This window comes from Alkalimonas amylolytica, from assembly GCF_900107845.1.
Taxonomy (GTDB): Bacteria; Pseudomonadota; Gammaproteobacteria; order Enterobacterales; family Alteromonadaceae; genus Alkalimonas; species Alkalimonas amylolytica.
In genome coordinates, this window is sequence record NZ_FNRM01000001.1 from 493,256 (window position 1) to 517,980 (window position 24,725).

The 24,725-nt window shown below is 51.2% G+C and carries 26 protein-coding genes; 10 read left to right on the forward strand and 16 right to left on the reverse strand.

What is annotated here, in order from left to right; translation table 11 throughout:
- Positions 1–9: 9 nt before the first annotated feature.
- The 6 genes from surA to BLW37_RS02205 all read left to right on the forward strand — a co-directional run bounded on the left by surA (position 10) and on the right by BLW37_RS02205 (position 6,447).
- Positions 10–1,293, forward strand: coding sequence for a peptidylprolyl isomerase SurA (gene surA, locus BLW37_RS02180; protein WP_091338749.1), 1,284 nt, complete (start codon positions 10–12; stop codon positions 1,291–1,293).
- Positions 1,294–1,296: 3 nt separating this feature from the next.
- On the forward strand, positions 1,297–2,310 hold the full coding sequence (gene pdxA, locus BLW37_RS02185) for a 4-hydroxythreonine-4-phosphate dehydrogenase PdxA (protein ID WP_091338752.1): 1,014 nt from the start codon (positions 1,297–1,299) through the stop codon (positions 2,308–2,310).
- Entirely contained in the window at positions 2,307–3,116 is an 810-nt protein-coding gene (gene rsmA / locus BLW37_RS02190) for a 16S rRNA (adenine(1518)-N(6)/adenine(1519)-N(6))-dimethyltransferase RsmA (RefSeq protein ID WP_091338754.1), read from the forward strand. Before pdxA ends, rsmA begins: the two co-directional genes overlap by 4 nt.
- Complete coding sequence (gene apaG, locus BLW37_RS02195) at positions 3,113–3,487, forward strand: Co2+/Mg2+ efflux protein ApaG (RefSeq protein ID WP_091338757.1); 375 nt, start codon at positions 3,113–3,115, stop codon at positions 3,485–3,487. Before rsmA ends, apaG begins: the two co-directional genes overlap by 4 nt.
- Before the next feature lie 11 nt (positions 3,488–3,498).
- A complete protein-coding gene (locus BLW37_RS02200) occupies positions 3,499–4,320 on the forward strand; it encodes a symmetrical bis(5'-nucleosyl)-tetraphosphatase (protein ID WP_091338759.1) in 822 nt (273 codons plus the stop codon).
- 117 nt (positions 4,321–4,437) lie between these two features.
- Positions 4,438–6,447, forward strand: a complete 2,010-nt coding sequence (locus BLW37_RS02205; protein ID WP_091338761.1) for a methyl-accepting chemotaxis protein — start codon at positions 4,438–4,440, stop codon at positions 6,445–6,447.
- Between the two features lie 67 nt (positions 6,448–6,514).
- Here BLW37_RS02205 and BLW37_RS02210 read toward each other — a convergent pair whose 3' ends face one another.
- The 5 genes from BLW37_RS02210 to rplU form a co-directional block, all read right to left on the reverse strand.
- A complete protein-coding gene (locus BLW37_RS02210) occupies positions 6,515–6,889 on the reverse strand; it encodes a DUF3718 domain-containing protein (protein ID WP_091338765.1) in 375 nt (124 codons plus the stop codon).
- A 75-nt stretch (positions 6,890–6,964) separates the two neighbouring features.
- The gene (gene folA, locus BLW37_RS02215) at positions 6,965–7,453 is read right to left on the reverse strand and encodes a type 3 dihydrofolate reductase (RefSeq protein ID WP_245785579.1); all 489 of its coding nucleotides are present in this window, start codon (positions 7,451–7,453) and stop codon (positions 6,965–6,967) included.
- A gap of 11 nt (positions 7,454–7,464) precedes the next feature.
- Positions 7,465–8,637, reverse strand: coding sequence for an Obg family GTPase CgtA (gene cgtA, locus BLW37_RS02220; protein ID WP_091338767.1), 1,173 nt, complete (start codon positions 8,635–8,637; stop codon positions 7,465–7,467).
- 156 nt (positions 8,638–8,793) lie between these two features.
- Positions 8,794–9,051 (reverse strand): 50S ribosomal protein L27, encoded by a 258-nt coding sequence (rpmA, locus tag BLW37_RS02225; protein WP_091338769.1) that lies wholly within the window; start codon positions 9,049–9,051, stop codon positions 8,794–8,796.
- Positions 9,052–9,068: 17 nt separating this feature from the next.
- On the reverse strand, positions 9,069–9,377 hold the full coding sequence (gene rplU, locus BLW37_RS02230; protein WP_091338772.1) for a 50S ribosomal protein L21: 309 nt from the start codon (positions 9,375–9,377) through the stop codon (positions 9,069–9,071).
- Between the two features lie 214 nt (positions 9,378–9,591).
- Here rplU and ispB point away from each other — a divergent pair, with 214 nt between their 5' ends.
- Together ispB and BLW37_RS02240 are read left to right on the forward strand one after the other, a co-directional pair.
- On the forward strand, positions 9,592–10,563 hold the full coding sequence (gene ispB, locus BLW37_RS02235; protein WP_091338775.1) for an octaprenyl diphosphate synthase: 972 nt from the start codon (positions 9,592–9,594) through the stop codon (positions 10,561–10,563).
- Positions 10,564–10,666: 103 nt separating this feature from the next.
- Positions 10,667–11,020 (forward strand): DUF3718 domain-containing protein, encoded by a 354-nt coding sequence (locus tag BLW37_RS02240; RefSeq protein WP_171907522.1) that lies wholly within the window; start codon positions 10,667–10,669, stop codon positions 11,018–11,020.
- Positions 11,021–11,062: 42 nt separating this feature from the next.
- Here BLW37_RS02240 and lysS read toward each other — a convergent pair whose 3' ends face one another.
- From lysS to xerD, 5 genes are all read right to left on the reverse strand, one after another.
- Complete coding sequence (lysS, locus tag BLW37_RS02245; protein ID WP_091338781.1) at positions 11,063–12,580, reverse strand: lysine--tRNA ligase; 1,518 nt, start codon at positions 12,578–12,580, stop codon at positions 11,063–11,065.
- Positions 12,581–12,620: 40 nt separating this feature from the next.
- Positions 12,621–13,719, reverse strand: a protein-coding gene (gene prfB, locus BLW37_RS02250) for a peptide chain release factor 2 (protein ID WP_139243646.1) whose coding sequence is annotated in 2 segments (ribosomal slippage) — positions 12,621–13,643 and positions 13,645–13,719 — 1,098 coding nt in all. Because the reading frame shifts where the segments join, the coding sequence is not laid out codon by codon here.
- An 82-nt stretch (positions 13,720–13,801) separates the two neighbouring features.
- Positions 13,802–15,526 (reverse strand): single-stranded-DNA-specific exonuclease RecJ, encoded by a 1,725-nt coding sequence (recJ, locus tag BLW37_RS02255; RefSeq protein WP_091338782.1) that lies wholly within the window; start codon positions 15,524–15,526, stop codon positions 13,802–13,804.
- A gap of 1 nt (position 15,527) precedes the next feature.
- Positions 15,528–16,235 carry a bifunctional protein-disulfide isomerase/oxidoreductase DsbC gene (gene dsbC / locus BLW37_RS02260; protein WP_091338785.1) on the reverse strand — a complete coding sequence of 236 codons (708 nt, stop codon included), beginning with the start codon at positions 16,233–16,235 and terminating at the stop codon, positions 15,528–15,530.
- Between the two features lie 39 nt (positions 16,236–16,274).
- On the reverse strand, positions 16,275–17,174 hold the full coding sequence (xerD, locus tag BLW37_RS02265) for a site-specific tyrosine recombinase XerD (protein WP_091338786.1): 900 nt from the start codon (positions 17,172–17,174) through the stop codon (positions 16,275–16,277).
- A gap of 184 nt (positions 17,175–17,358) precedes the next feature.
- On the opposite strand from xerD, the gene fldB reads away from it, so the two are divergent.
- Positions 17,359–17,874 carry a flavodoxin FldB gene (gene fldB / locus BLW37_RS02270; RefSeq protein ID WP_091338789.1) on the forward strand — a complete coding sequence of 172 codons (516 nt, stop codon included), beginning with the start codon at positions 17,359–17,361 and terminating at the stop codon, positions 17,872–17,874.
- 20 nt (positions 17,875–17,894) lie between these two features.
- Here the strand turns inward: fldB and BLW37_RS02275 are convergent, their stop codons facing one another.
- Positions 17,895–18,602 carry a tRNA1(Val) (adenine(37)-N6)-methyltransferase gene (locus BLW37_RS02275; RefSeq protein WP_091338790.1) on the reverse strand — a complete coding sequence of 236 codons (708 nt, stop codon included), beginning with the start codon at positions 18,600–18,602 and terminating at the stop codon, positions 17,895–17,897.
- Between the two features lie 111 nt (positions 18,603–18,713).
- Here BLW37_RS02275 and srmB point away from each other — a divergent pair, with 111 nt between their 5' ends.
- On the forward strand, positions 18,714–19,931 hold the full coding sequence (gene srmB, locus BLW37_RS02280) for an ATP-dependent RNA helicase SrmB (protein WP_091338793.1): 1,218 nt from the start codon (positions 18,714–18,716) through the stop codon (positions 19,929–19,931).
- Positions 19,932–19,973: 42 nt separating this feature from the next.
- On the opposite strand, the gene BLW37_RS02285 is transcribed toward srmB, so the two are convergent.
- The 5 genes from BLW37_RS02285 to rpmE form a co-directional block, all read right to left on the reverse strand.
- Positions 19,974–20,231, reverse strand: coding sequence for a BrnA antitoxin family protein (locus tag BLW37_RS02285; RefSeq protein WP_091338795.1), 258 nt, complete (start codon positions 20,229–20,231; stop codon positions 19,974–19,976).
- The gene (locus BLW37_RS02290) at positions 20,209–20,487 is read right to left on the reverse strand and encodes a BrnT family toxin (RefSeq protein ID WP_091338798.1); all 279 of its coding nucleotides are present in this window, start codon (positions 20,485–20,487) and stop codon (positions 20,209–20,211) included. Before BLW37_RS02290 ends, BLW37_RS02285 begins: the two co-directional genes overlap by 23 nt.
- Before the next feature lie 127 nt (positions 20,488–20,614).
- On the reverse strand, positions 20,615–21,877 hold the full coding sequence (locus BLW37_RS02295) for a hypothetical protein (RefSeq protein WP_091338800.1): 1,263 nt from the start codon (positions 21,875–21,877) through the stop codon (positions 20,615–20,617).
- Positions 21,878–22,105: 228 nt separating this feature from the next.
- Positions 22,106–23,974: a Type 1 glutamine amidotransferase-like domain-containing protein gene (locus BLW37_RS02300; protein WP_091338802.1), complete on the reverse strand. Its 1,869-nt coding sequence runs from the start codon at positions 23,972–23,974 to the stop codon at positions 22,106–22,108.
- A gap of 371 nt (positions 23,975–24,345) precedes the next feature.
- Positions 24,346–24,558, reverse strand: a complete 213-nt coding sequence (gene rpmE / locus BLW37_RS02305; protein ID WP_091338805.1) for a 50S ribosomal protein L31 — start codon at positions 24,556–24,558, stop codon at positions 24,346–24,348.
- Positions 24,559–24,725: the final 167 nt, after the last annotated feature.

Sequence of the window (24,725 nt, forward strand, 5' to 3'; positions counted from 1 at the left end):
TAGGGGTTTATGAGATTATTGTCCTGTATTGTACTTGTCGGTTGCTTGCTGTCCGGGCCTCAGAGCCATGGCGCTGAGCGGGAGATCGATCGGATCGCAGCCATTGTTGATAGTGGTGTAGTGCTTGAGTCCGAAGTCCGGGAAGTCGTGGATCGCGTGAAGCGGAATGCTGCCTCACAGGGCCAGGGTTTACCCTCGGATCAAGTATTACGAGTACAGGCCTTGGAGCGCCTAATACAAACCAGCTTGCAAATGCAGATGGCCAATCGTATGGGCCTGCAAATCAGTGATGCCCAGCTGGATCAAACCATTCAGCGCATTGCTGCAGGCGAAGGCATGAGCTTGGATCAGTTCAGGGTGCAGGTTGAGCAAGAAGAAGGCAGCTATCAGCAATTTCGTGAACGTTTGCGCGAAGAGATCACCACCAACGAAGTGATGCGCAATGCTGTTCAGCGCCGCATTTACATCAGCCCGCAAGAGGTTGAAAGCTTACTACGGGTGATGCAGGAACAAGGAGCCACATCCGAACAATACAACATTGGCCATATTTTAATTGGCTTACCCAATCAAGCCAGCACCGATGATATTGAGCAGGCCCGTCGACAGGCTGATCGTGTTCTCGAGTTGCTAAGAGAGGGAACTGATTTTCGCCAGCAGGCCATTACGTCATCATCAGGCAGCCGAGCCCTTGAAGGCGGTGATATGGGCTGGATGAACATCAATGAAATGCCAACCTTGTTTGCCGAAGCCATCCGCGGTAAGCGTCGTGGCGACATGATAGGCCCACTTCGTTCAGGCGCAGGCTTTCACATCCTGACCATCTTTGATATCCGGGGTGAGAATGTCGCTGAAATCGAGGAAGTTAAATCACGCCATGTGCTGATCCGGCCGTCCATTATCTTAAGTGAGGAACGCGCCCGTGATAGGCTAGCCCGCTTTGTCACAGATTTCCGTAATGGCAATGTCAGCTTTGCCGATTTTGCACGCGAGCATTCAGAAGACCCTGGTTCACGCAATAATGGCGGTGATCTGGGCTGGGCTGAGCCTGATATTTTTGTGCCTGAGTTCCGTGATACCTTACGCAGCCTGGATCTGAATGAAATCAGTGAGCCATTTCGGACTGAACATGGCTGGCACGTGGTACAAGTGCTAGAGCGCCGCTCGGTCGATGCCACGGCGGATCGGCAACGTGAGCAAATCTACCGAATGATTTTTAATCGCCGCTTTAGTGAAGAGTCTACCACCTTCCTACGTGAGCTTCGTGATGAAGCCTACATTGAGGTTCTGGATTAAAGCATGACGCAGCGTCTTGGTATTACTCCGGGCGAACCGGCGGGCATAGGTCCTGATTTAGTACTGCAGCTGGCCAGTCGTGACTGGCCGGTTGAACTAGTGGTCTGTGCTGATGCCGAGCTACTTCAGCAGCGGGCGAAGCTACTGGGGCTGCAGGTCGAGTTGCTCCCCTATCAACCGGACCAAGCGGCCCGTCCACAAAGGGCTGGTAGCCTGACACTGGCTCCTTTTCAAACTGCTGAAGCCGTAGCGCCGGGTATCCTGAATGAGGCCAATGGTCCTTATGTAGTTGAAACGCTCCGTTTTGCCGGGGAGCAAACCATCGCCGGAGCTTTTGCCGCTATCGTAACCGGCCCGGTTCATAAAGGTATCATCAATCAGGCTGGCATCCCGTTTAGCGGCCACACCGAATTTTTTGCTCACCAGTGCAACAGCAGCCACGTCGTGATGATGCTGGCGACAGAAGGTCTCAGAGTCGCACTGGCAACCACTCATATCCCGCTGGCTTATGTCGCGAAAGCCATTACCAGTGAACGTTTGCAAGTGGTGCTGCAGGTTTTGCATCAGGATCTGCAGCAAAAATTTGGTATTGAGCAGCCCCGTATCTATGTCTGTGGCCTGAATCCTCACGCAGGTGAGAATGGTCATCTTGGGCGCGAAGAGCTGGATATCATGATTCCTACCCTGGAAATGTTGCGACAGCAAGGTATGGACTTGGTAGGTCCCTTACCGGCTGATACCTTGTTTCAACCGAAATACCTGAACGATGCCGATGCCGTGCTGGCTATGTATCATGATCAGGGTCTACCAGTACTCAAGCACATGGGGTTTGGTAAGTCGGTCAATATCAGCCTGGGTTTACCCTTAATTCGTACCTCGGTCGATCACGGCACAGCCCTTGATTTGGCAGGAACTGGCCAAGCCGATCCAGGTAGCTTGCTGCATGCCGTCGAGCAGGCCATTCAACTTATTCAGCGTGCATCTGCTCGCACCGCCGGAGCAACCTCAAGCCTATGAATCAACCCGAACACAAAGCCAGAAAACGTTTTGGTCAGAACTTTTTGCACGACCCCGTCGTTATCGAGCGCATTGTCAAAGCCATCCGACCACAAGTCGGTGAAATACTAATAGAAATTGGCCCTGGCCTGGGTGCTATTACCGAGCCGGTGGCTGAACGCACAGATCGACTCACAGTCATTGAGCTGGATCGGGACCTTGCTGCACGCTTGTCGCAGCACCCATTACTGGCAGATAAACTAACCATCATCCAAACTGATGCGATGAAGTTTGACTTTGCCAGCCTGGCTGAGCCGGGCAAGAAGATGAAAATCTTCGGTAATCTGCCGTACAATATTTCTACCCCCTTACTGTTTCATTTATTCCACTTTTGTCCCTTGATTGAAAACATGCATTTCATGTTGCAAAAAGAAGTGGTACAACGCATGACCGCAGCTCCCGGCAGTAAAGCATTTGGCCGTTTAACGGTAATGACGCAGTACTATTGCGAGGCCTTACCTGTAGTAGAGGTAGGCCCCGGCGCGTTTAAACCTGCTCCTAAAGTAGACTCCGCTGTGGTCCGACTCCTGCCTCGCAACCGCCCTGAAACGGAGCAGGTGCCAGTGCACATTTTAAACCAGGTCTGCCTGGAAGCCTTCAATCAACGCCGTAAAACGCTTCGCAATTGTCTGGGTAATCTGGCTACGGCCGAGCAACTTGAATCCCTTGCTCTTGATCCTGGGCAACGTCCGGAACAATTATCGGTTGATGACTTTATTCGCATTGGCCGTTGGTTAGCCACGCAACAGGAAAGCAAAGCCTCATGAACCCAGCAGACATACGGGTGACAGCAGAAACCTTTTACATTGCCGCACAGTCCGTGCCTGACGAGCACAAATATGTGTTTGCCTACAGCATCCAGATAGAGAATACCAGCACTGAAACCATACAGCTTCTTCGCCGGCATTGGTTAATAAGCGATGCCAACGGCAAGCAAGTAGAGGTCGATGGTGAAGGCGTGGTTGGTGAACAACCCGTGTTGGCGCCCAGTGAAAGTTACAGTTACACCAGTGGTGCTATTTTGGAAACACCGGTAGGCACCATGCAAGGCCACTACATTATGCTGGATCAAAACCAACAGGAGTTTCAGGTGGCGATCCCACTGTTCCGCCTGGCACTGCCCAATATTTTGCATTAACAGGGACCATTGTGGCTAGTTACGTCATTGGTGATATTCAGGGTTGCTATGACCAGCTGCAGCATTTGCTGACTGCTATTGATTTCAATGAAAAACAGGATCAACTGTGGTTGTGTGGTGATTTAGTTGCCCGGGGCCCAAAATCACTTGAAACACTGCGTTTTATCCGCGCTCTAGGCTCTGCAGCGGTTACTGTTCTTGGCAACCATGATTTAAATCTGATTGCCAGTGCCTATGGCTACGGCCGCATTAAAGTCAGTGATCAGCTGGATAATCTGCAACAGGCAGCAGATTTTGACGAACTTATTCATTGGTTAACCCAACAGCCACTGATCCATAGCCCAGATGAACAACACTTACTGGTGCATGCTGGTATTCCGCCAGGTTGGGATCGTACTCTGGCTCTCGCGCAGGCCCAGAGAGTGTCTGAAGCACTGCAACAGGATGCAAAGTCACTAACAGCCACTATGTATGGCAATGAGCCCAGCAGCTGGTCTGCCTCAGACAACCAGGATGATCAACTGCGCTTTACCATCAATGCACTGACCCGAATGCGGTTCTGCCATCCGGATGGCAGGCTGGAGTTCAAAGAAAAAGGCGAGCCCGACAGCAACAGCCCACTCAAACCCTGGTTTGATTTTTGGCCACAGCAGGCTACCACCACGATTTTGTTTGGTCACTGGGCGGCATTAAATGGCACCTGTCTTCACCCAAAAGCCATCGCGCTTGACACAGGCTGCGTCTGGGGGAATCTCTTAACCGCCTATTGTATTCAGACAAAACAGCGGTATAGTGTCAACGGATATCAGAAAAAAACCATGCTGATCGACTAATACGGCTCTCAGCTTGCTATAGCCTTTGGTATTCAGCATGAATTTAGCTAAACTAATGGCTGATTCATCAGACTTTTTTCTAGAAATGTCTGACTGGCCAGTCCATCGGGAGTTTTTATGAAGTTAACTGTAGCGCTCAGGGTCATTGGTGGCTTCGGCATCATCTCCTTACTACTGCTGATCATTGGTATCTCAGCATACTTTAGTCTGAACAGCATCAATAACTCCACCACCCAGGTCAACAACGTATCCATTCCAGCTCTGGAGAACAGTTCGGCGTTGCAGAGCCAGTTTGTTATTATGAGCAAAATTAGCCTGCAGGCTTTTTATGCCGATGAGCTGGATGAGATCAGTCGTTTCCAACGCCAGTTTAATCAAGAGCGCGAAACCTTCAATCGCTCAGCGCAGAACTTACAGCAGGCGATTGAAAATGAAGAAGAACTAAGAGTTGCCTACACCCAGGTACGTGACGTCTACAATCAATTCCTACCAGCCAGTGATCGTTTATTTGATCAGCTAACCAATCGTCTGACTTTACGCGACAACCTGAATCAACGGATGGAGGCGCTGGAAACTGCATCCGACGACGCCGCTATGTTTATTCTGGATTTTACCGATGTCCGCGATGTACGCACTCGGTTTCCAGATGCTTATGAGTCAGCAACTCAGATTGAAATGGGTCTGAATACCTTGATAAGTACAGCCGTCGATCTGATTCGTACCGAAAACCCAGTCATTGCTAATACGGTAGCGAATGAACTGAATTTTCGCTTAGGTGAGTTAACTCAAAATTTTGCCACTGTACAACAACAAGCTGGCAGCCTTGATTTAGTTTCTGATTTGGCAGAGAAAGTAGCAGAAATTGAACAACTTTTATCTGGCAGTAGCGGACTGATCCGTTTGAAAGAACAGCATCTACAATCGATTGAGGCTGCAGAGACTTTACTTACCCAGACAGATCAGCATACCAATGCAGGCTTAACGCAACTGAATGCGCTGCTTAGCCAAGCCCGCAGTGCAGCCGACGATATTCAGCAAGCTTCTGCCTCGAATGTCAGCAATGCGGTAACCTTCAACTTTGTGGTGATGTTTATCTCTGTGGTGCTGGCGGCTGGTATTACTATTTGGACAGTTCGCAGCATAACCCAACCGCTGCACCGGGTTAATGAGATTCTGGGCATCGTAGCTTCCGGCGATTTGACTCGTAAGCTCGAAGTGAAAGGCCACGATGAGTTTGCCGAGCTGTCGCGCAATTGCAATAAGGTCATCGACAGCCTGCAACAACTGATTAAAGGCATCATTTCCCGCTCTACCCAGCTGGCAGCGGCCTCAGAACAAACCTCAGCGATCACGGTTCAAACCAGTGGCGCCATTAAGGAGCAAAAGTCTCAGGTTACGCAGGCTGCGACCGCTACCACTGAGATGAGTAGCACCTCACAAGGTGTCATGCAAAGCGCTGGCGACGCCCTGGCTGAAATTAAGAATGCCGATAGTGAAGCCGAACGCGTTAAAGGGATCTCACAAACCAACAAGCAAATCATTACCGAACTGTCGCACGAAGTTGAGCAAGCCTCTTTGGTCATTAACAAGCTGCATCAAGACAGTGCCTCCATTGGTAGCATTTTGGATGTGATCCGTGGTATTGCCGAGCAAACTAACTTGCTGGCACTTAATGCTGCCATTGAAGCTGCGCGGGCAGGCGAGCAAGGCCGAGGCTTTGCCGTAGTTGCCGATGAAGTCCGCTCGCTGGCCAGTAAAACGCAGGCGTCAACGCAAGAAATTCAGGCGATGATTGAAGTGCTGCAAAAAGGTGCGCAGAATGCGGTAGAAGCCATGAAGAAAGGTAAGAAGCAAGCTGAGAACTGTGTTTCTCAGACCGATATTCAGGACAAGGCGCTTGATTCGATTACCCATGCAGTGCACCAGGCGCGGGATATGAGTGAGCAAATCGCCCATGCAGCAGAAGAGCAGAACCAAGTGGCCAATGATATCAGCCAGCTGCTTGAGTCGATTGTATCCATTGCTGAAGAAACCGCATCGGGTGCAGAGCAAACCTCAGACTCCAGCCATGAAGTTGCTCGCTTGGCTGAGGAACTAAGGCAGTCAGTCGATCAGTTTAAAGTCTGATCCAGGCTGCTCCGCCCAATAAAAAATCCGCCGATTGGCGGATTTTTTATTGGGCGGAGCCTTGCTATTAGCTGCCAGCACGATCCTGCAGTGACGCAAACAATGGCGTATCACCAAAGCCATTGGCCTGTGCCCACTCTATATCGCCTGAGTCAGCAATTTGCGAGCCCGGTAACTGACGAATAATAAATTCGCCAACATCATTCGCATTACTGCGAAATGCATGCCGAACCAGGCTTTCACCATTACAAACAACACCATCGTATATATTACGCAGTCGTAAACGGTAGTCACTTAATACTTTCCGAAAGCGATTGCGATCATCTGCAGCCACGTAGTCACACATGGAGGCGGCCAGTTGCTGATCGGCTGAAGCTACAGGTGCAAACACCATGGCTCCGGCAAGCACAGCACTACAAACCAAAGTAGGCAACAACTTCATCTACGTCTCCTCAAATACACATCAGCTTTGAAATCATAGTAGCAATATGTAGCAGCCTGCGCAAATGTTGATCAGCTAAACCACTCGTTGCAGAGTAATAAATTGATACGCATATGGATTTTTGCTATCAGCTGGATGCTTTTCTTCCCTAAGCAACTGCCAGCTGGCAACAGCAAGGTAATCTGGGAACCAGGTATCGCCTGGCAACTCAGCATCAATCTCTGTCAGATAAAGTCGCTCTGCTTTTGGCAGACACTGCCGATAGATTTCCGCCCCACCCATCACCATTATTTCTTCATCTGCGCTGGTTGCAGCTAAAGCCGCATCCAGGCTATTAAACCATTCAGCATCAGTGCTCTCAGGCGCCAGCTGACGGCTTATCACCAGATTACGGCGGTTTGGTAAGGCGCGACCAATGGAATCATAGGTCTTACGGCCCATCAGCACGGTTTTACCAGTGGTAAGACGCTTAAAGTGCTGCAAATCGGCCGGCATATGCCAGGGCATATCGTTATCCAATCCGATCACCCGATTGTGTGCCATAGCAGCGATCATCGAAATCATGTCGCCTCCTGCTAACGCTGGTAAATGACTTCGACCTCGTAATCATCGTCGTCGTCATCATCAAAATCGTCATCGCTGTCGTCGTGTGGTTGATGTACCGCCTGACCATGCACCGGCTCATCATCATGCCATTTAAACTGCTCTGGATCCGCAACGTCCGCATGTTCTTGCTCTCTGGGCAATTCATCCAGATAATCAAATACCGCTTTGGCCAGCTCTTTAGTGCCGGTACTGCTAGCAGCAGCAATGCTATAGACTGGGTTCTGCCAATCAAGCGCAGCGACCACCTTAGCTTGGATCTCGGCCAACTCATCCTCGAGTACCAAATCGGTTTTGTTAAAGACCAACCAGCGCGGCTTATCAGCCAGCTTCGTGCTGTACTTTTGCAGCTCCTCAACAATCACTTTGGCGTTATCCGCCGGATCCGACCCATCGGCTGGCAACACATCAACCAGATGGATCAGCAGGCGACAGCGCTCCAGGTGACGCAAAAACTGAATCCCCAAGCCAGCACCTTCGGAGGCACCTTCAATCAATCCTGGGATATCTGCGATGACAAAAGAGCGATGGGCATCCACCCGTACCACGCCCAAATTCGGAACCAAAGTGGTAAAAGGATAATCAGCGACTTTGGGCTTAGCCGCTGATACAGAGCGTATCAAGGTCGACTTACCAGCATTGGGCAAACCAAGCAATCCCACATCCGCCAGCAACATCAGTTCCAGCTGCAAATTACGGATCTCACCGGGCGTACCATTGGTTTTCTTGCGCGGGGCCCGGTTGGTACTGCTGGTAAAGCGGGCATTGCCAAGGCCATGCCAGCCACCTTTTGCCACCCGCAATCGCTGACCAGCTTTCGTCAGGTCACCAATCACTTCGTTGGTATCAATATCAATGGCCCGGGTACCGACCGGCACACGTAGCTCAAGATCCTCACCACGTTTACCCGTGCAGTTCTTGCTCATACCGTTCTGACCACGTTCAGCGCGGTGAAAACGTTCGAATTGATAATCTACCAAGGTATTCAGATTGGTATCTGCCACCAAATACACGTCACCACCATCGCCACCGTCGCCACCATTCGGGCCACCTTTGGCAATAAATTTTTCGCGCAGAAAACTGATTATTCCGTTCCCACCATCGCCGGCTTCTACCCGGATCACGGCTTCATCAACAAATTTCATCTGTGGTTACCTGATTCAAAGAATATGGGGTGCATCACGCTATGCTCAGCACTAGTATATACCAAAGTACCCGCAGCAAAACCTTCGCAGTATGTTTCACGGTTAGCAGATACAAAAAACCCCGCACCAGGGCGGGGTCTTGTCGCAGCAGGAAGCTTATTCAGCAACAATGCTGACGTATTTGCGATTGTGCTCGCCTTTGACTTCAAACTGAACTTTGCCGTCAGACAGTGCAAACAAGGTATGGTCACGGCCAATTCCTACGTTAGTACCGGCATGGAACTTGGTTCCACGCTGACGAACAATGATGTTACCCGCTAAAACAGACTCACCACCGAAGCGCTTAACACCTAGGCGTTTAGCTTCTGAATCGCGACCGTTACGGGTACTACCTACACCTTTTTTACTTGCCATGGTTTAGTACTCCTCGATTACGCGCTGATGCTGGTAATTTTCACTTCAGTGAACCACTGACGGTGGCCCATCTGCTTGCGTGAATGCTTACGACGACGGAATTTCACGATCTTGATTTTATCGTGACGGCCATGACTGACCACTTCCGCAACCACTTTGCTGCCTTCGACAACAGGGGTACCAATGCTGATGTTCTCACCATTTGCTACCATCAAAGGGGTAAATTCGACTGTGGCGCCGGCATCTAAATCCAGCTTTTCCAGACGCAGGGTCTGACCTTCAGTCACACGGTGCTGTTTACCACCACTTTGGAAAACCGCGTACATAGTTAACTCCGTACAAAGCACGCCTGTGCATAATAGAAGAGGCGTGTTAATTCAATTCACAGGGCGCGAATTGTACGCAATTTCCCCTGACCTCGCAAGTGCAAATTCGAAAAAGATCCCTTCGCTGGCAAAAGGATCCCGTTTTGCTTGGAGTCCCTCTGGCCCATGGTGTAGAATTGCGGCAATTTCATCCCTTTAACAAAGCGGTTTTTTGATGTTACCAGAGCAGATCCGGCAGTTATCTCAGGACGATATGACTGCAGTCAATCAACATATTTTTTCCCAGCTGACATCGGATGTAGCTTTAATTAACCAGCTAGGCATTTACATCGTCAATAGCGGCGGCAAACGACTACGTCCATTACTTACCACGCTCGCTGCCCGCGCAGTCGGTTATCAGGGACAGGATCATATCACTCTGGCGACCATCATTGAGTTTATTCATACTGCTACCCTGTTGCACGACGATGTGGTGGATGAATCCACTCTTCGGCGCGGTAAAGAAACCGCCAATGCCGTGTTTGGCAATCAGGCCAGCGTGCTGGTCGGTGATTTCCTCTATACCCGTGCGTTTCAGTTGATGGTATCGCTAAGACGTATGGAGGTGATGTCCATTCTGGCCGATGCCACCAATAAGATCGCTGAGGGTGAAGTATTGCAGCTGATGAACGTACACGATGCTGACACCAGCGAAGACAGCTACCTGCAGGTCATTTACTGCAAAACGGCCAAGCTGTTTGAAGCCGCCACCGAGCTGGCTGCGATTTTGGCGGACCAACCTGACGCAGTGGTAAAGGCCATGCGCGCTTATGGCGTGCATCTTGGCACCGCGTTTCAGCTAATTGATGATGTGCTGGATTATCAGGCTGATCAGGCTGAACTTGGCAAAAACATTGGCGATGACCTTGCTGAAGGGAAGCCAACTCTGCCATTGATCCATGCGCTGAAACATGGCAATGCGGAGCAGCAAGCCCTTATTCGCAGTGCCATTATCGATGGCAATGGCCTGCAGCATTTGGATGCCATTATGGCTGCAATGCAGCAAACGGATGCTTTTGGCTACACCCGCCGTAAAGCTGAGCAGGAAGCACAGAAAGCCAAGCAGGCGTTGGATGCTCTTTCCGACAATCCTTTCAAAGCAGCCTTGTTGCAGCTGGCTGATTTATCGGTCGGACGTTCCAGTTAAAAAATATCGGCCTTTGCTGGCAATTGCCAAATTAAGACTATACTGAAACAAAGAGCTAAGCCCAGCTCTTTGTTTCCCCATTCAATTTGATGAGATGCCCATCATGAAAAAAGCAATCTTTGCCTTAGCCCCCTTGTTACTATCCGGTATGACCTTAGCGGATCCTCAAGCCGAGATGGTTTGCAGCATGGTGCAACAAGATGACCGAAACCAGATGCGTCGTTATCTGTCTGACAACCGATTGAACTTACGCAATATATACGATGGGATCCGTTGCAACGACGAGACCTTATTGCAATTTGCCATGCGTAATGAGTCATTTGAAATAGGCAGTTTCATTGTGAAACAGATGCGCTCTGCTGCACTAGAGCAGGCAGGCTATATCGAGTGGGCCAATAACAACGGCCTGGGTCACTCACCGCTGGTCAATGAAGTTCGCACCCGAATTGGTCAATAAGAAGTATCGCTGGCCGAGGCTCCTCGGCCAGCGATAAGGCAGTTATTTCGCCTCTGGCCGCATATGTGGAAACAGGATTACATCGCGGATCGAAGGTGCATCGGCCAGTAGCATCACCAAACGATCGATCCCAATGCCCTGGCCTGCAGTCGGCGGTAAGCCATGCTCCAGTGCAGTGACAAAGTCCTCGTCGTAAAACATGGCTTCATCATCACCGGCATCTTTTTGTTTCACCTGCTCAAGGAAACGCTCGGCTTGATCTTCGGCATCGTTTAACTCGCTAAAACCATTCCCTAGCTCACGGCCACCAATAAAGAATTCGAAGCGGTCAGTTATGTCCGGGTTATGATCGTTGCGCCTTGCCAGTGGGGACACTTCCGCCGGGTATTCGGTAATAAAGGTTGGATGACGCAGCTTGGTTTCTACCAGCTCGTCAAACACTTCCATCAGAATACGACCGTGGCCATAGTTGGCTTTCACTTCAATGCCAAGGCTTTTCGCCAGTTCAGCGACCGCTTCACGGCTTGCCAGCTGCTCTTTGCTTACCGTCGGGTTGTAGTGCAAAATAGACTCAGTAACCGACATGCGGGCGAACGGCTTGCCGAAATCGAAGACTTCGCCCTGATACGGTACTTCGGTCGTGCCCAAAATATCCAGTGCCAGGCCCCGGAACAACTTTTCCGTTAAGTCCATTAAGTCGTTGTAATCGGCATAAGCCCAGTAAAATTCCAGCATGGTGAATTCTGGGTTATGGCGGGTCGACACCCCTTCATTACGGAAGTTACGGTTCAGCTCAAATACTTTTTCAAAACCACCTACCACCAGCCGCTTTAAATACAGCTCGGGGGCGATACGCAAAAACATTTGCATATCCAGTGCATTGTGATGTGTTTCAAACGGCCGCGCTGAGGCGCCGCCCGGAATGCCTTGCAACATTGGCGTTTCCACTTCAAGAAAACCTTCATCGTTGAAAAAGCGACGGATATAGGCCACCGTTTTACTGCGCACCAAAAAGGTTTTACGCGATTGCTCGTTCGAAATTAAATCCAGATACCGTTGACGATAACGGGCTTCATTATCGGTTAAACCATGGAATTTATCTGGCAGCGGCCGCAGAGCTTTGGTCAGCAAGCGGATATCCGTCAGCCACACCGTTAACTCACCGGTTTGGGTTTTAAACAAGTGGCCGCTGGCACCGATAATATCGCCCAGATCCCACTTTTTAAATTGCTCGTTGTACACACCTTCTGGCAAGCTGTCTCGGGCGACGTAGAGTTGAATTTTGCCACCCATATCCGCAATGGTGGTAAAGCTGGCCTTGCCCATGATGCGCCGGGTCATGATACGACCACCCAGGCTAACGGTGATTTTTTGTTCTTCCAGCGCTTCCTTGCTCAGGTGCCCATAGGTGGCAATCACATCGCTGGAAATACTGTCGCGCCGAAAATCGTTCGGGAACATAAAACCGTCTTCGCGCAGTGCCGCTAATTTATGTTTTCGCTCAGCAATCAGCTTGTTAACGTCCTGAATTTCGTTATCTTGATTCTGCTGTTCGGCCATTTTCGATTCCTGAGTCATGTAAGTTATAGCGTAATTGAACTTATAAGCCGGCTTTTAAGCTGGCTTCGATAAATTTATCCAGATTGCCGTCCAGCACCGCCTGGGTATTGCGGGTCTCAACACCGGTCCGTAAATCTTTAATGCGGGAGTCATCCAGCACATAGGAGCGGATCTGGCTGCCCCAGCCGATATCCGACTTGCTGTCTTCCAGCGCCTGCTTCTCAGCATTTTGTTTTTGCAGCTCCAGCTCGTACAGCTTGGCGCGCAGTTGCTTGAAGGCATTGTCACGGTTTTTGTGCTGCGAACGATCACTTTGGCACTGCACGACTGTATTGGTCGGTAAGTGGGTGATCCGAATGGCCGAGTCGGTACGGTTGACATGCTGACCACCGGCACCTGAGGCTCGGTAGGTATCAATGCGCAAATCGGCCGGATTGATTTCAATCTCGATATCATCGTCAATTTCCGGCGCCACAAACACCGAAGCAAAAGACGTATGGCGACGATTGCCAGAATCAAACGGGCTTTTACGCACCAGCCGGTGTACACCGGTTTCAGTGCGCAGCCAACCGTAAGCGTATTCACCACTGAACTTGATGGTACAGCCTTTAATACCTGCTACATCACCATCGGTGACTTCGTACAGTTCCGGATGAAAGCCTTTGTCTTCGCCCCAGCGCAGGTACATCCGCATCAGCATGCTGGCCCAATCCTGTGCTTCGGTACCACCCGAGCCCGACTGAATATCCAGATAGCAGTCGGATGCATCGTGCTTACCAGAGAACATACGGCGAAACTCCAGCAACTCAAGCTGTTGTATCAAATCGGCCAGCTCTGTCTTGGCTTCTTCAAAGGTATCCTCGTCGTCGGCTTCCACCGCCAGCTCCACCAGGCCTGCCACATCCTGCACGCCTTGTTCCAGCTTCTGGATGGTGCTGACCACTTGTTCCAGTGCTGAACGCTCTTTGCCAAGCGCCTGGGCTTTTTCCGGCTCATTCCAGATGGCTGGGTCTTCCAGTTCGCGACTTACTTCTTCCAGGCGTTCTTGCTTGGTATCGTAGTCAAAGATACCCCCGAAGCACAGCAGTGCGCTCGGTAACGTCTTTGATACTCTGGTGGACTGGGTTGACTTCAAACATGGACACTGAACCTTGCTACGGCAACAAAAAATTGGCGTGGATTGTAGCAAATTTCCACGTCAAGGGCAGTAGTTTTCGCCGTTTATACGGCCATCATATGCCGTACCAGCAATTGCAGGTTTTGTTGCTGGCGAAATTCGTTCACATCCAGCTGATACGCCAGCCGAACCCGCTGCACATTCACATCAGGCCAGCTGCTGCGATCGGCATTGAACCAGATAGCATCCACTAATTGACCTGAGCTATGCTGCAACATCAATTTCAGGTGCTTATCGGCCAGCACTTTTTGTTGCAGCAGGCGAAAATCGCCCTCGAACACTGGCTCCGGGAAGGCTTGCCCCCAGGGACCCGCCTGTTGCAGCAACTCGGCAAAGTCGAGCGCCAGGCAATCCTGTGGCAACTCACCGTCGGTCAACAGCTCCGCCAGCAACAGCTCATCGCTGACCCAGCGACTGGCTACATAATCAAGTGCCAATTGAAAGGTTTCCAGCCGGTCGGCATCAATGGTTAAACCCGCTGCCATGGCATGGCCGCCAAACTTTTTCAGCAAGCCCGGATACTGACTGGCGATGGCTTCGAGCATATCGCGGATATGCAGCCCAGGAATGGATCGGGCCGATCCTTTTAATTCACCGGCATCGCCCTCGGCAAACACGATGACTGGCCTGTGGTACTGCTCTTTGATGCGGCCAGCTAAAATCCCAATCACCCCCTGGTGCCAATCGGCCTGATACAAGCACAAACAGGCAGGCAGCTCCGCTTGCTGCAAGGACAACTGACGCAAAAATTGCTGCGCTTCCAACTGCATACTCTGCTCGATAGCCCGTCGCTCCACATTCAGCTCATCCAACCGGGCAGCCAGCTCGCGGGCTTGCCCAAGCTCAGGAGCCAGCAGGCAACTGATGCCAAGCGACATATCATCCAGCCGGCCAGCGGCATTTAGCCTGGGAGCCAGTGCAAAGCCAAAGTCGCTGGCAGTCAGCCGGCTGGCAGTGCGGTTAGCCACATCCATCAGCGCCTGAATACCAGGCCGACAGCGGCCAGAGCGAATACGTTGCAGGCCCTGGTGCACTAAAATGCGGTTGTTGCTATCCAGCGGCACTACATCAGCCACCGTACCCAGCGCAACCAAATCCAGTAACTCAGCCAGATTGGGCTCTTGCAGGTCTTTTTCCTGAAAATAGTGCTGCTCGCGCAAACGGGCGCGTAAAGCCAACAGCAAGTAAAAAGCCACGCCTACCCCGGCCAGGGCTTTGCTTGGGAAATCACAGCCCGGTTGGTTTGGATTGACGATGGCATCAGCAGCTGGCAACTCGCTGCCGGCCAGGTGGTGATCGGTGACCAATACCTTTACCCCAGCGGCTTTTGCAAACGCAACCCCATCGATGGCAGAGATACCATTATCCACCGTAATAATTAGCTCTGCGCCCTGCGCCACGGCAAGCTCGGCAATTTCCGGGCTTAAGCCATAGCCATATTCAAAGCGGTTCGGTACCAGGTATTCCAGGTATTTAAAACCAAAGGCTTTTAAACCCGCCATCAATACCGCTGTGCTGGTGGCACCATCGGCGTCAAAATCACCGACAATCACAATATGCTGCTGGCTTTGCAGTGCCTCAATCAACAAATCACTGGCCTCGACCATGCCTTTTAAAAGCTGCCAAGGCAGTAAATCGGCCGCAGTGCGGCTGAGCTCTTTCACATCCCGCACACCACGGCTTAGATACAAACGTTGCAACACAGGATGCAAATCACCGGCTAAGGTCGCGGCTGGGACAGTGCGTTGGCGGAGCTGCTTAGTCGCCATATCAGTTCGTCAACTGCTGAACCAAGGCTGCTACTGGCTGATAGCCTGGGATCATCTGGCCAGTCGGCAACAAAATCGCAGGGGTACCAGTGACACCAAAGGCCTGTCCCAACTGGTAGTGGTTAGCAACCGGGTTACGGCACTCAATGGCACTCACTGAACGGCCTGCTTTGGCTCTGTCCATGGCACTGTTTTTATCGCGCGAACACCAGATAGCTTCAAGCTCTTTGCCGGTATCCGATCCAAGGCCACCACGAGGGAAAGCCAAATAACGTACCGTGATGCCCGCTTTGTTGTAATCGGCAATTTCCTGATGCAGACGACGGCAATAGCCACAGCTGGGATCGGTAAAGACGGTTACCACATGGCGCTCATTTTTGGCTTTGTACTCAATGTAATCGCTGTGCTGCTCAAGCTGCCGCTGACGAAATGGCCGCATTTGCTGCTCGTTGACCAATTGGCGGTTTTGAATATCAAATACGTTGCCTTCAAAAAAGAAGTTGCCGTCGTTGCTGACAAAAAACAGCCCGCGATTGGTAAACACTTGCACTAATCCATCCACTGGTGATGGCGACATCGAATCGACCTGCAAGCCAAGCTGGGTCAATTGACGGCTGATGTTGGCTTCATCATAAGCAGAGGTCACTTCTGCCAGCGTTGCACTGCTCCACAAGCCAAGTGCTGCAAGTAAGATTGAAAATCGAAACATGATGCTTCCTGTACTCTAAGTTAATCCCAACGCTGATAGTTAACCGCGAGGGTGATGTTGTTGATGCAAGTCCTTCAAGCGGGCCTGCGCGATATGGGTATAAATTTGGGTGGTTGATAAATCGCTGTGCCCGAGTAACATCTGTACGACCCGTAAATCCGCACCATGATTCAGCAAATGCGTGGCAAAGGCATGACGCAAGGTATGCGGTGACAACGGGTTTTGAATGCCCGCTACCTTAGCGTAAAACTTGATCCGATGCCAGAAGGTCTGACGGGTCATTAACTGGCCACGGCTGCTCGGGAACAAGACCTCTGTCGGCTGATTTAGCAAATCGGGCCTGGCTTCAGCTAAATAACGCTGCAGCCAGTCCATGGCTTCTTCGCCAATCGGCACCAGCCGCTCTTTTCGGCCTTTGCCCTGCACCAGCAAAACTCCCTGGCGTAAATTCAATTGCCGCAGGGTCAGCCCCACCAATTCGCTGACCCGAAGCCCCGCAGCATAGAGGACTTCGAGCATGGCTTTATCACGAAGCCCTATGGTTGCGGTCAGATCGGGCGCGGCCAGCAAGGCTTCCACTTCAGCTTCCGACAAGCTTTTCGGCAGACTCAGTCCCAGCTTGGGATTCAGGGTTTGACTGAGCGGATGATCGGTACGCTGACCACTGTGCTGCAGCCAGCTGTAAAAACGCCTTAAGGCACTTAATAAACGCGAGGTGCTGCGTGCGCTGTATTGTTTATCCTGCCGATGCGCCAGATAAAACTCAATCTGCTCTGGCTGCGCCTGCAGCAAGTCTGTCCCCGCCTCATGCTCAGCCAAAAAAGCCGTGAACTGCCGGATGTCGCTGCTGTATGCACTGAGCGTATGAGCACTGGCGGCCGACTCCAGCCACAACTGCTGTAAAAATTGCTCGATCAATGGATGCTCTGGCTGCGCCACCGCGATTCTGCTCTTGGATGAAAGACTTTCTCAACAATCAGTGTACCGCGAACAGCACCTCAGTTTCCATCCTGACAGCCGGTTTCTCACACAGACTTGCTCAGGTAAGTCTTACCTTGCTTTTGCCTGCGTGCCGCTTTTGCTACACTTGGCCCCTGTCTTGCCTGATCCGAGAACCTGACCCATGCAGATTGGTCTTTTTTATGGCTCCACCACCTGCTACACCGAAATGGTGGCGGAAAAAATTCAGCAATTGCTGGGACCTGAGCTGGTCGCACTGCATAACCTGAAAGATACTCCACTGAGCCGGATGCAGGATTACGATATTCTGATCCTGGGCATTTCCACCTGGGACTTTGGTGAACTGCAGGAAGATTGGGAAGCCTGCTGGGCCGATATCGCCGGGCTGGATCTGAACGACAAAGTCATCGCGCTCTATGGCATGGGCGATCAGATTGGCTACACCGAATGGTTTCAGGATGCGCTTGGCATGCTGCATCAGGCTATCAGCCACAACCGTTGCGATCGCATTGGTCTCTGGCCCAATCGGGGCTATGAATTCGAAGCCTCCAAAGCTTTAACCGACGATGGTCAATGGTTTTATGGCCTGGCACTGGATGATGAAAACCAGTACGAACTGACAGATGAACGCTTAAAGCAGTGGGTCGATCAGCTGCTGTCTGAGCTGGAAACGTTGTAATCGCTTGGGCAAAGCCCAGGCTAGAATTTCAGGTAAAAGTCTTTTAACAGCTGGCGGTAGGCCTTGGTATAGTGGCCATCGGCTTGCTGAATGCACAAATGACTGTGCTCAGGCACCACCGGTTGCCGACTCAGCTGCACCAGGGCCCGACGCACTGCTTTGTGCGGATTGGGCTGTACCTGGCATAAACACCGCAACTGCCAGCCACTCATCTCAGCCGCCTGCAACAGCAAGGGCAGGCCGTCAACCGGAATCACCAGGGCAAAATCTGCATCCTCGCTGGCCAATTGTGCGGCTTGTTGCATTAACTGTGGCCAGGGCAGGCTAGCGCTGTGGCGCGCCAGCTGGCGGGCTGGCTCCCTGGCTGGCAAAGCCTGATGAAAATAAGGTGGATTGCTCAGCAGCAAAGAGTAACGCTCTGCCGGCTGATAGGTTAGAATATCCTGCTCAAACACCTGAATAGCGTCTGGCCAGGGGCTGGCAGCCACATTGATACGGCTTTGCTGCACCGCACCGGCATCCAGATCCAACGCGGTAATGGGCAGAAGACCCTGACTGCGCTGCGCCAGCATCAGGCTAAGAATGCCACTGCCGCAGCCAATATCCAGCAGGCTGCCGGTGGCAGGAATACGGGCCCAGGCCCCTAGTAAGAGTGCATCGGTGCCTACTTTCATCGCGCAGTGCTGATGACCGATGAAAAACTGTTTACATTGAAAACCTGCTGCCATAATCCCTCCGGGGTGAAGTGTATCTGGCCGCAGTCACCTTGTCATCCGCCCGGCGGTTTTGCACCAAGAGCGGCTTTACACCATGAGCGGCTTTACACAAGAGAGCAATGCATGCAATTTGATGAGTTTGACCTGGACCCGGCCCTGAACCGGGCACTGCAAAAATGTGGTTTTAAGCAAGCCACCCAGATCCAGCAAATGGTGCTGCCCTTTGCGCTGGAGGCTCGCGATATTCTGGCTTGCGCCCCGACCGGCACCGGCAAAACGCTGGCGTTTTTGCTACCTGCAATCCAGTATCTGCTGGATTTTCCGCGCCGCTCACCCGGCTTTGCCCGGGTATTGATCATGACGCCTACCCGCGAGCTAGCGTATCAGGTGCATCAGGAGATTCAGAAACTGATCCAGTTTACCGAGCTCAATGCCGGGGTGATCACCGGCGGCAGCCACTACGACAGCCACACCGATGTACTGACCAAAAACAACGATTTGCTGGTAGCCACCCCAGGCCGCCTGATTGAGTACCTGGATAAAGAAAAATTTCAGGCCGAACACATCGAACTGCTGATCCTGGATGAAGCCGATCGCATGCTGGATATGGGCTTTATCGGTGAAATGAACCGCATTGTGCTGGAAGCAAGGCAACGCAAACAAACCATGCTGTTCTCGGCTACGCTGGAAGGCGCCAATCTGGAGCGTTTTGCCGGCCACTCACTGCAGGAACCGGAGCGGATTGAAGCCGAACCACCACGACGCGAGCGCGGCAAAATTACCCAGTGGATCCACCTGGCCGATGATGTCAACCACAAGCTGGCACTGCTAACCCACCTGCTAAAGCAGCCTGAAGTACAAAAAGCCATTGTCTTTGTCAAAACCAAAGAGCGCCTGGCGCAACTGACCGGCCAGCTGCAAACCGCTGGCATTCGCAATTGCTGGCTGCAAGGCGATATGCCATTGGATAAACGCCAGCAAGCCATCTTCCGCTTTCGGCAAGGTCAGTCCCCGGTGCTAATCGCCACGGATGTCGCTGCCCGCGGCCTGGACATCGACGACATTAGCCATGTGATTAACTACGACATGCCACGTACCGCCGATATCTACGTGCACCGCATTGGCCGTACCGGCCGGGCCGGTAAAAAAGGCACCGCCATCTCGCTGGTGGAAGCGCACGATATGGCAATTCTTAGTAAAATTGAGCGTTACACCGAGCAAAAGCTCAAGCGCCGCTTTATTGAAGGCTTAAGACCGAAACACAGAGAAGCCAAGGTGCCGGTGAAAAAGAAAAAAGTGGCAGGTAAGAAAAAAGCAGCGAGTAGCAAAGCGAAAAAGTAAAAGCGACTTGAGCAGCAAAGCTGCGGCATAGGCAAACTGGCACTAACGGGGACGGGACTGCTGGCTTTCCATATAGCGCCGCAGTAATTTGTTAATGCGGGTCTGGTACCCTTGTCCCTGGGATTTGAACCAAAGCAGTACGTCCGCATCCAGCCGTAAGGTCACAGGCTGCTTGGGCGGTACTTGCACTTCTGCGTTCTGAAAGAAGGCATCGTCCAACTCGGCAATGTCACTGGTATCAATGTCCTTGTCTTCCATCTCAGACAAACGTTTCCAATCAGTTTTGGAGACTTTGTTCATAACGGCGTACCTCGTATTTAGTCGCTTTTCGGGCAGAAATGATACGGATTACATCACCCTGTCGCTCCGTGTAAACCACCACGCCGATCAGGGCATGTATCCAACCGATAGCTATCCAGCGCTCCTCACCATACTCCTCCCGCTTGTCCGGCATCGCCAGCATGGGGTGATTAAAGATATCGGTCACATCAGCAAAGTCGATGCCATGCTTGCGGATATTGACCAAATTTTTGGCATCATCCCACTCAAAATGCATGACAATTACAGTATTGACATTTGTACATACATTTTAGTTCCCTGGTTTGGATAAGTCACGTTCTACTTTGAACATCTCTATTCTTAAAACGTGAGAGGATCCCTAGTTTTGCGCTGACCTGCCCAACTCAAGGTAAACAAATTAGCTGGTCAAGCCGATAACACCATTGATGATCGTGATAAAAGGCCGGTTCCCCGGTATAAGGATTTTCTTGAAAAGCTGGCAGAGACTTATCATCAATGTCACCCATATCATAACGTAAGTACCGCTGATACAAATGCAATAACGAATCAGTTCGAATGCGTTCCAGTGCGTGCATATCAAGGCTGATTATGAATGACTCTGTCACGCTACTTCCAACGTAGTTGCGGTACCTTCGCAGCTTACTTCGCAAAGCAGCTAGCAGATTTGTGGCTGTGGACTCCTCCACAGAGCGCCTGGCAAGTACTTCGAAGTACCACTGTTTGGGATCCATGATTTCTGTACCGGATCCATCCCAGTGATTTTGGTAAAGCCAATTTAGTGAGAGGTTGGGTTTTAGCATGAGTCGCTTCCAAATGCCACGACCATCAAGGCCTTGCGCTTCAAATGCATCTTTATGGACGAACAGTGTTTCAGCAAGCTCAAATTTCTTGCTGCTTAGGGCTGTAAGCTCATTGTGATTTAATGGCGTAAGTTCCATTGCAAGTTCTGGCAAAGGTCCTGAATGATGCTGCTTTAACTCATACGCTAATGGTAGAAATAGCGTATCGACTTTGTGAAAAAAGAGCGATGATACAAACAGGCGGGAAGGCACATTGATCAGTTTGCGCTGCTGCTTTACCCATACCGTTAATTTTTGTTCTGCCAATTCGAGCTGAGATTGCTGAATTAGTTGAAAGATAGCAAGTGCGTAGATCCGTTCAAGCGCAAGCAAGCCCACCCAATTGACGCTAACATTAAGCTCATCGATTGAACGAATGTTGCTTAACTGCTGCATCTGCTCATAGTGTCTCAACATTCCCTCAAAGTCTTCCAGCAGCTGATTGATTTCTTCTTCGTGCTCAATCAAAAAAGCTCTGCACTCACGATCTATCAGTTCGCATAACAGTGGATGTTGATACAGCGCATCCAACATATCCAATTCCGGCCAACGTCGTCTTGGAGTAAAGAGATCAACCCTTTCCGCCGAGACATACAGCTGCAGTATCTGCTGCTCATCCAATAATGGTTCAGCCAATCGCATTGCTTGGATGTAATAATTATCAACCTCTGGTCGCTGCGAGCCTGTAATTTTTAGCAGCTCTGGTACCTCCGGCCTCAGTTCATCATCAACCAGCAAAAAATAAGTCGAAGGCAACCAGAGAAGCAGCAAAAGCAGAAAAATGGATAACAGACAATTAGGCCGCATCGTGGGTAACTCAGGCAAAAGTTTAAGTCTATTGGATCATCGAATTCACATCAAACAATTTATATTTAAAATAAACATAACTTCCATTTAATGCCAGGGTAGATGAATTAGGGCTTTAGGGTGCTATCTAACCAAAAAATACATAGGGATGTATCGGTATCTGACCGCTTTTAAAAATATACCCGACTTATTCCCCCGCCAGACGGCGGGGGTTTGTTAAATGGCTATTTAAAACTGCACCCAAAGCGGAGCGGTACAAAGCCCGTTCTGTTCGCACAGCTGATAAGTGACGCCTGCAGCACTGGTTTTAAACTGATCGTTGTAACGACCAGGCCGCGTCAATACCGCGACCGTTTCACCATCCCGTTGCAGCAACAATGGTTGGGTCGCACTGTCCCAGCGCAGCTGAACCAGCGTAGCGCCTGAGCGGCCCTGATTTACCCGGATCAGTTCCAACTGAGACTCGGTATCGTAGGCCAGGCCGGTATGCACCTGAATATCGCAATCGGATATCACCGACTCCACCCGATAACTCTGCTGCTCCAGCACACCGTAGCAACCGGTCACTTCAGTGATTTGCCAGCCATCCTCCAGGCTGATCTGAAACTCAGCTGGTTCACCGGCGATCACGTAGCGCTCGGCCGGCGTTACGCTGGCGCCCTCCATCGCCTCTGCACGTAACAGAAAACTGGTGTAGTAAAGGTATGGATTAGTTGGATTGTAAGCCTGGCTGTAAGGCTGACTGCCATCAATACTCAGCCGGATAGGCCGTACATCCGAGCTGTTGCTGAATAAATCGTATTGATCACCAGCCACCAGGCGGTGCCGTAGCAAATCGTGGATGATGACAGGTTGACCACAGTCGGTTTGAGCAAACACCGTCTGTTCATCGGCCCGCAACACATAGACTGCGCCGGTGCCATCCACGATGCCAGTGCCATCGGCACCAACAAATAAAGAGGCTCGCTCATCGATGGATACCGTGCGCCCTTCCGCGCCCAGATGCGCCAGCAATACGGCAGAACGCCCCATCCGGTCGCGATTGGCAAAATGGGTATCATTCAGTGTGCCAGCCAGTTGTGGGAATTGCAGGAAATCACTGCTGATATGGATGGAGCTATCACAAAAATCTGCAACCAATTCGCGGCTGATGGCATTCGGACGAGAGCCCGGATCGTACACAAACTCGCTTAACACCATGCTACCGGCAGAAGTACCGCCAATCACTCCCCCCTTGCTGTACACGTATTGAATGGCCTCCTGCACCCGGGTGCCTTGCCAATAATCGACGTAGGTGGATTGATCGCCGCCAGCCATCCAGACAAACTCGGCCGTGCGAATCGCCCAGTCAACATAATCGCTGTTGGCTTTATCACGGGAATTGACAATGATCGACTCAACCGAGGCCGCTTCTGTCAGCTCCATAAAGTAATCGTTGTAGCCATCTGCGCCAGACGTGCGTAACACTACGATATTGCCGCCCTGCAAATGTGGCCGGATCCGCTGACTAAAGGCAGCATCCACATCGGAGCCACCGCCCATCAGCAGTAAAGCAGGGTTGTTGGCATCCAGTGCTATACAGACATCGCTTGGGGTGCCCGTCAGGTAACTGGTGATGTTGTTGGGCTTGGCCGGCCGAAAGCCGTAACCGCAATCCACTTCATCAAACACCTCGGGCTCTGCCAGCGTCACAGTCAGCTGATAATTGGGTGAACCACTCCAACGGTTTACTTCAATGTAATAGCGCCCTGCTTCGACATTGCTAACCGTACCTACTTCCGGGTTCATACTGGTGGCACGCCTGGCAATATCCTGGTTAACCCCGGTACGGCTGGCTTCATAAAAATACCAATCGGCATCGGCTCCGGACTGGTGACTGAGCGTGATGGTCACATCACTGAGCTCTGGGATATCAAGAAAAAACCAGTCACTGCTGTCGGTGCGGCTGACACTGCCACTGACAGGCACATTGTCACAAATCGGACCATTTGCTGCACTGGCAGAGTTATTGGGTTCTGTTTCTTCGGTGATGCACGCAGCCGACAGAGAACCGGCAGCACAATACAGCATAGCTGTTATCGCAATGATCGCTTTCATTTTATTGCTTCCTGAATTGTTATTGTGGGTATACCAGGGCAAAGCCATGGCAACAGGCACAGGCCTGGTCAGACAGAGCCTGTTAAGGTGCTACGAAAAGGAGGAGGTTATTCGTCGAACCACTCGGATAAGTGGTAATCGACCGAGCAGGCATGCAAACCACTCAGCGAGTAAGCCGGGGGGTTAACGACATCAATTAAGCATGCTGCAATCATGACAAGGCAAAGGTTCACTCAAAACAGATTGGATAAATATTCGCCATCTTGTATAGATTGTCAAGCAGTATCACCTGAACTGTCTTGCTCCATGCCGCAAACGACAGGCACAAAAAAAGCACCCGTAGGTGCTTTTTTTGTTGAGCGCAGGCGTGATTAACGCTTGCCCACCATGCTGAAACGCTTTTTGAAGCGGTCAACACGGCCACCAACGTCCAGTACTTTTTGCTTGCCGGTGTAGAATGGGTGGCAGGCAGAGCACACATCCAGGTGGATGTCTTTGCACAGGGCTGAACGGGTTTTAAACGTATTACCGCAAGTACAGGTTGCAGTAATTTCTTGGTATTCCGGGTGAATTCCTGGTTTCATGGGTTACCTCGTTAAGGCCGTATCGCCACCTGGTCGCTAAACGCCGGGCACCATACGCAGTTACAGTTCAATTAGGGCGCGTAGGGTACTCGATCTGCGGTATGCTTGCAAGATGTGGCTCTAAAATATTCACCGCTTTTATCGGTTGCGAAGCCAGGGGCTCGGTC

Bases quoted from the DNA above. Each gene is read 5' to 3' on its own strand.
- BLW37_RS02205 (WP_091338761.1), top strand. From the start codon at position 4,438: ATGAAGTTAACTGTAGCGCTCAGGGTCATTGGTGGCTTCGGCATCATC.
- BLW37_RS02275 (WP_091338790.1), bottom strand. From the start codon at position 18,602: ATGGCAGCAGGTTTTCAATGTAAACAGTTTTTCATCGGTCATCAGCAC.
- BLW37_RS02295 (WP_091338800.1), bottom strand. From the start codon at position 21,877: ATGCGGCCTAATTGTCTGTTATCCATTTTTCTGCTTTTGCTGCTTCTC.
- BLW37_RS02290 (WP_091338798.1), bottom strand. From the start codon at position 20,487: ATGCATTTTGAGTGGGATGATGCCAAAAATTTGGTCAATATCCGCAAG.
- dsbC (WP_091338785.1), bottom strand. From the start codon at position 16,235: ATGTTTCGATTTTCAATCTTACTTGCAGCACTTGGCTTGTGGAGCAGT.
- lysS (WP_091338781.1), bottom strand. From the start codon at position 12,580: ATGGCCGAACAGCAGAATCAAGATAACGAAATTCAGGACGTTAACAAG.
- folA (WP_245785579.1), bottom strand. From the start codon at position 7,453: ATGATTTCGATGATCGCTGCTATGGCACACAATCGGGTGATCGGATTG.
- srmB (WP_091338793.1), top strand. From the start codon at position 18,714: ATGCAATTTGATGAGTTTGACCTGGACCCGGCCCTGAACCGGGCACTG.
- pdxA (WP_091338752.1), top strand. From the start codon at position 1,297: ATGACGCAGCGTCTTGGTATTACTCCGGGCGAACCGGCGGGCATAGGT.
- BLW37_RS02240 (WP_171907522.1), top strand. From the start codon at position 10,667: ATGAAAAAAGCAATCTTTGCCTTAGCCCCCTTGTTACTATCCGGTATG.
- BLW37_RS02300 (WP_091338802.1), bottom strand. From the start codon at position 23,974: ATGAAAGCGATCATTGCGATAACAGCTATGCTGTATTGTGCTGCCGGT.
- surA (WP_091338749.1), top strand. From the start codon at position 10: ATGAGATTATTGTCCTGTATTGTACTTGTCGGTTGCTTGCTGTCCGGG.
- recJ (WP_091338782.1), bottom strand. From the start codon at position 15,526: ATGGCGACTAAGCAGCTCCGCCAACGCACTGTCCCAGCCGCGACCTTA.
- ispB (WP_091338775.1), top strand. From the start codon at position 9,592: ATGTTACCAGAGCAGATCCGGCAGTTATCTCAGGACGATATGACTGCA.
- fldB (WP_091338789.1), top strand. From the start codon at position 17,359: ATGCAGATTGGTCTTTTTTATGGCTCCACCACCTGCTACACCGAAATG.
- cgtA (WP_091338767.1), bottom strand. From the start codon at position 8,637: ATGAAATTTGTTGATGAAGCCGTGATCCGGGTAGAAGCCGGCGATGGT.
- rplU (WP_091338772.1), bottom strand. From the start codon at position 9,377: ATGTACGCGGTTTTCCAAAGTGGTGGTAAACAGCACCGTGTGACTGAA.
- BLW37_RS02285 (WP_091338795.1), bottom strand. From the start codon at position 20,231: ATGAACAAAGTCTCCAAAACTGATTGGAAACGTTTGTCTGAGATGGAA.
- apaG (WP_091338757.1), top strand. From the start codon at position 3,113: ATGAACCCAGCAGACATACGGGTGACAGCAGAAACCTTTTACATTGCC.
- rsmA (WP_091338754.1), top strand. From the start codon at position 2,307: ATGAATCAACCCGAACACAAAGCCAGAAAACGTTTTGGTCAGAACTTT.
- rpmA (WP_091338769.1), bottom strand. From the start codon at position 9,051: ATGGCAAGTAAAAAAGGTGTAGGTAGTACCCGTAACGGTCGCGATTCA.
- rpmE (WP_091338805.1), bottom strand. From the start codon at position 24,558: ATGAAACCAGGAATTCACCCGGAATACCAAGAAATTACTGCAACCTGT.
- BLW37_RS02210 (WP_091338765.1), bottom strand. From the start codon at position 6,889: ATGAAGTTGTTGCCTACTTTGGTTTGTAGTGCTGTGCTTGCCGGAGCC.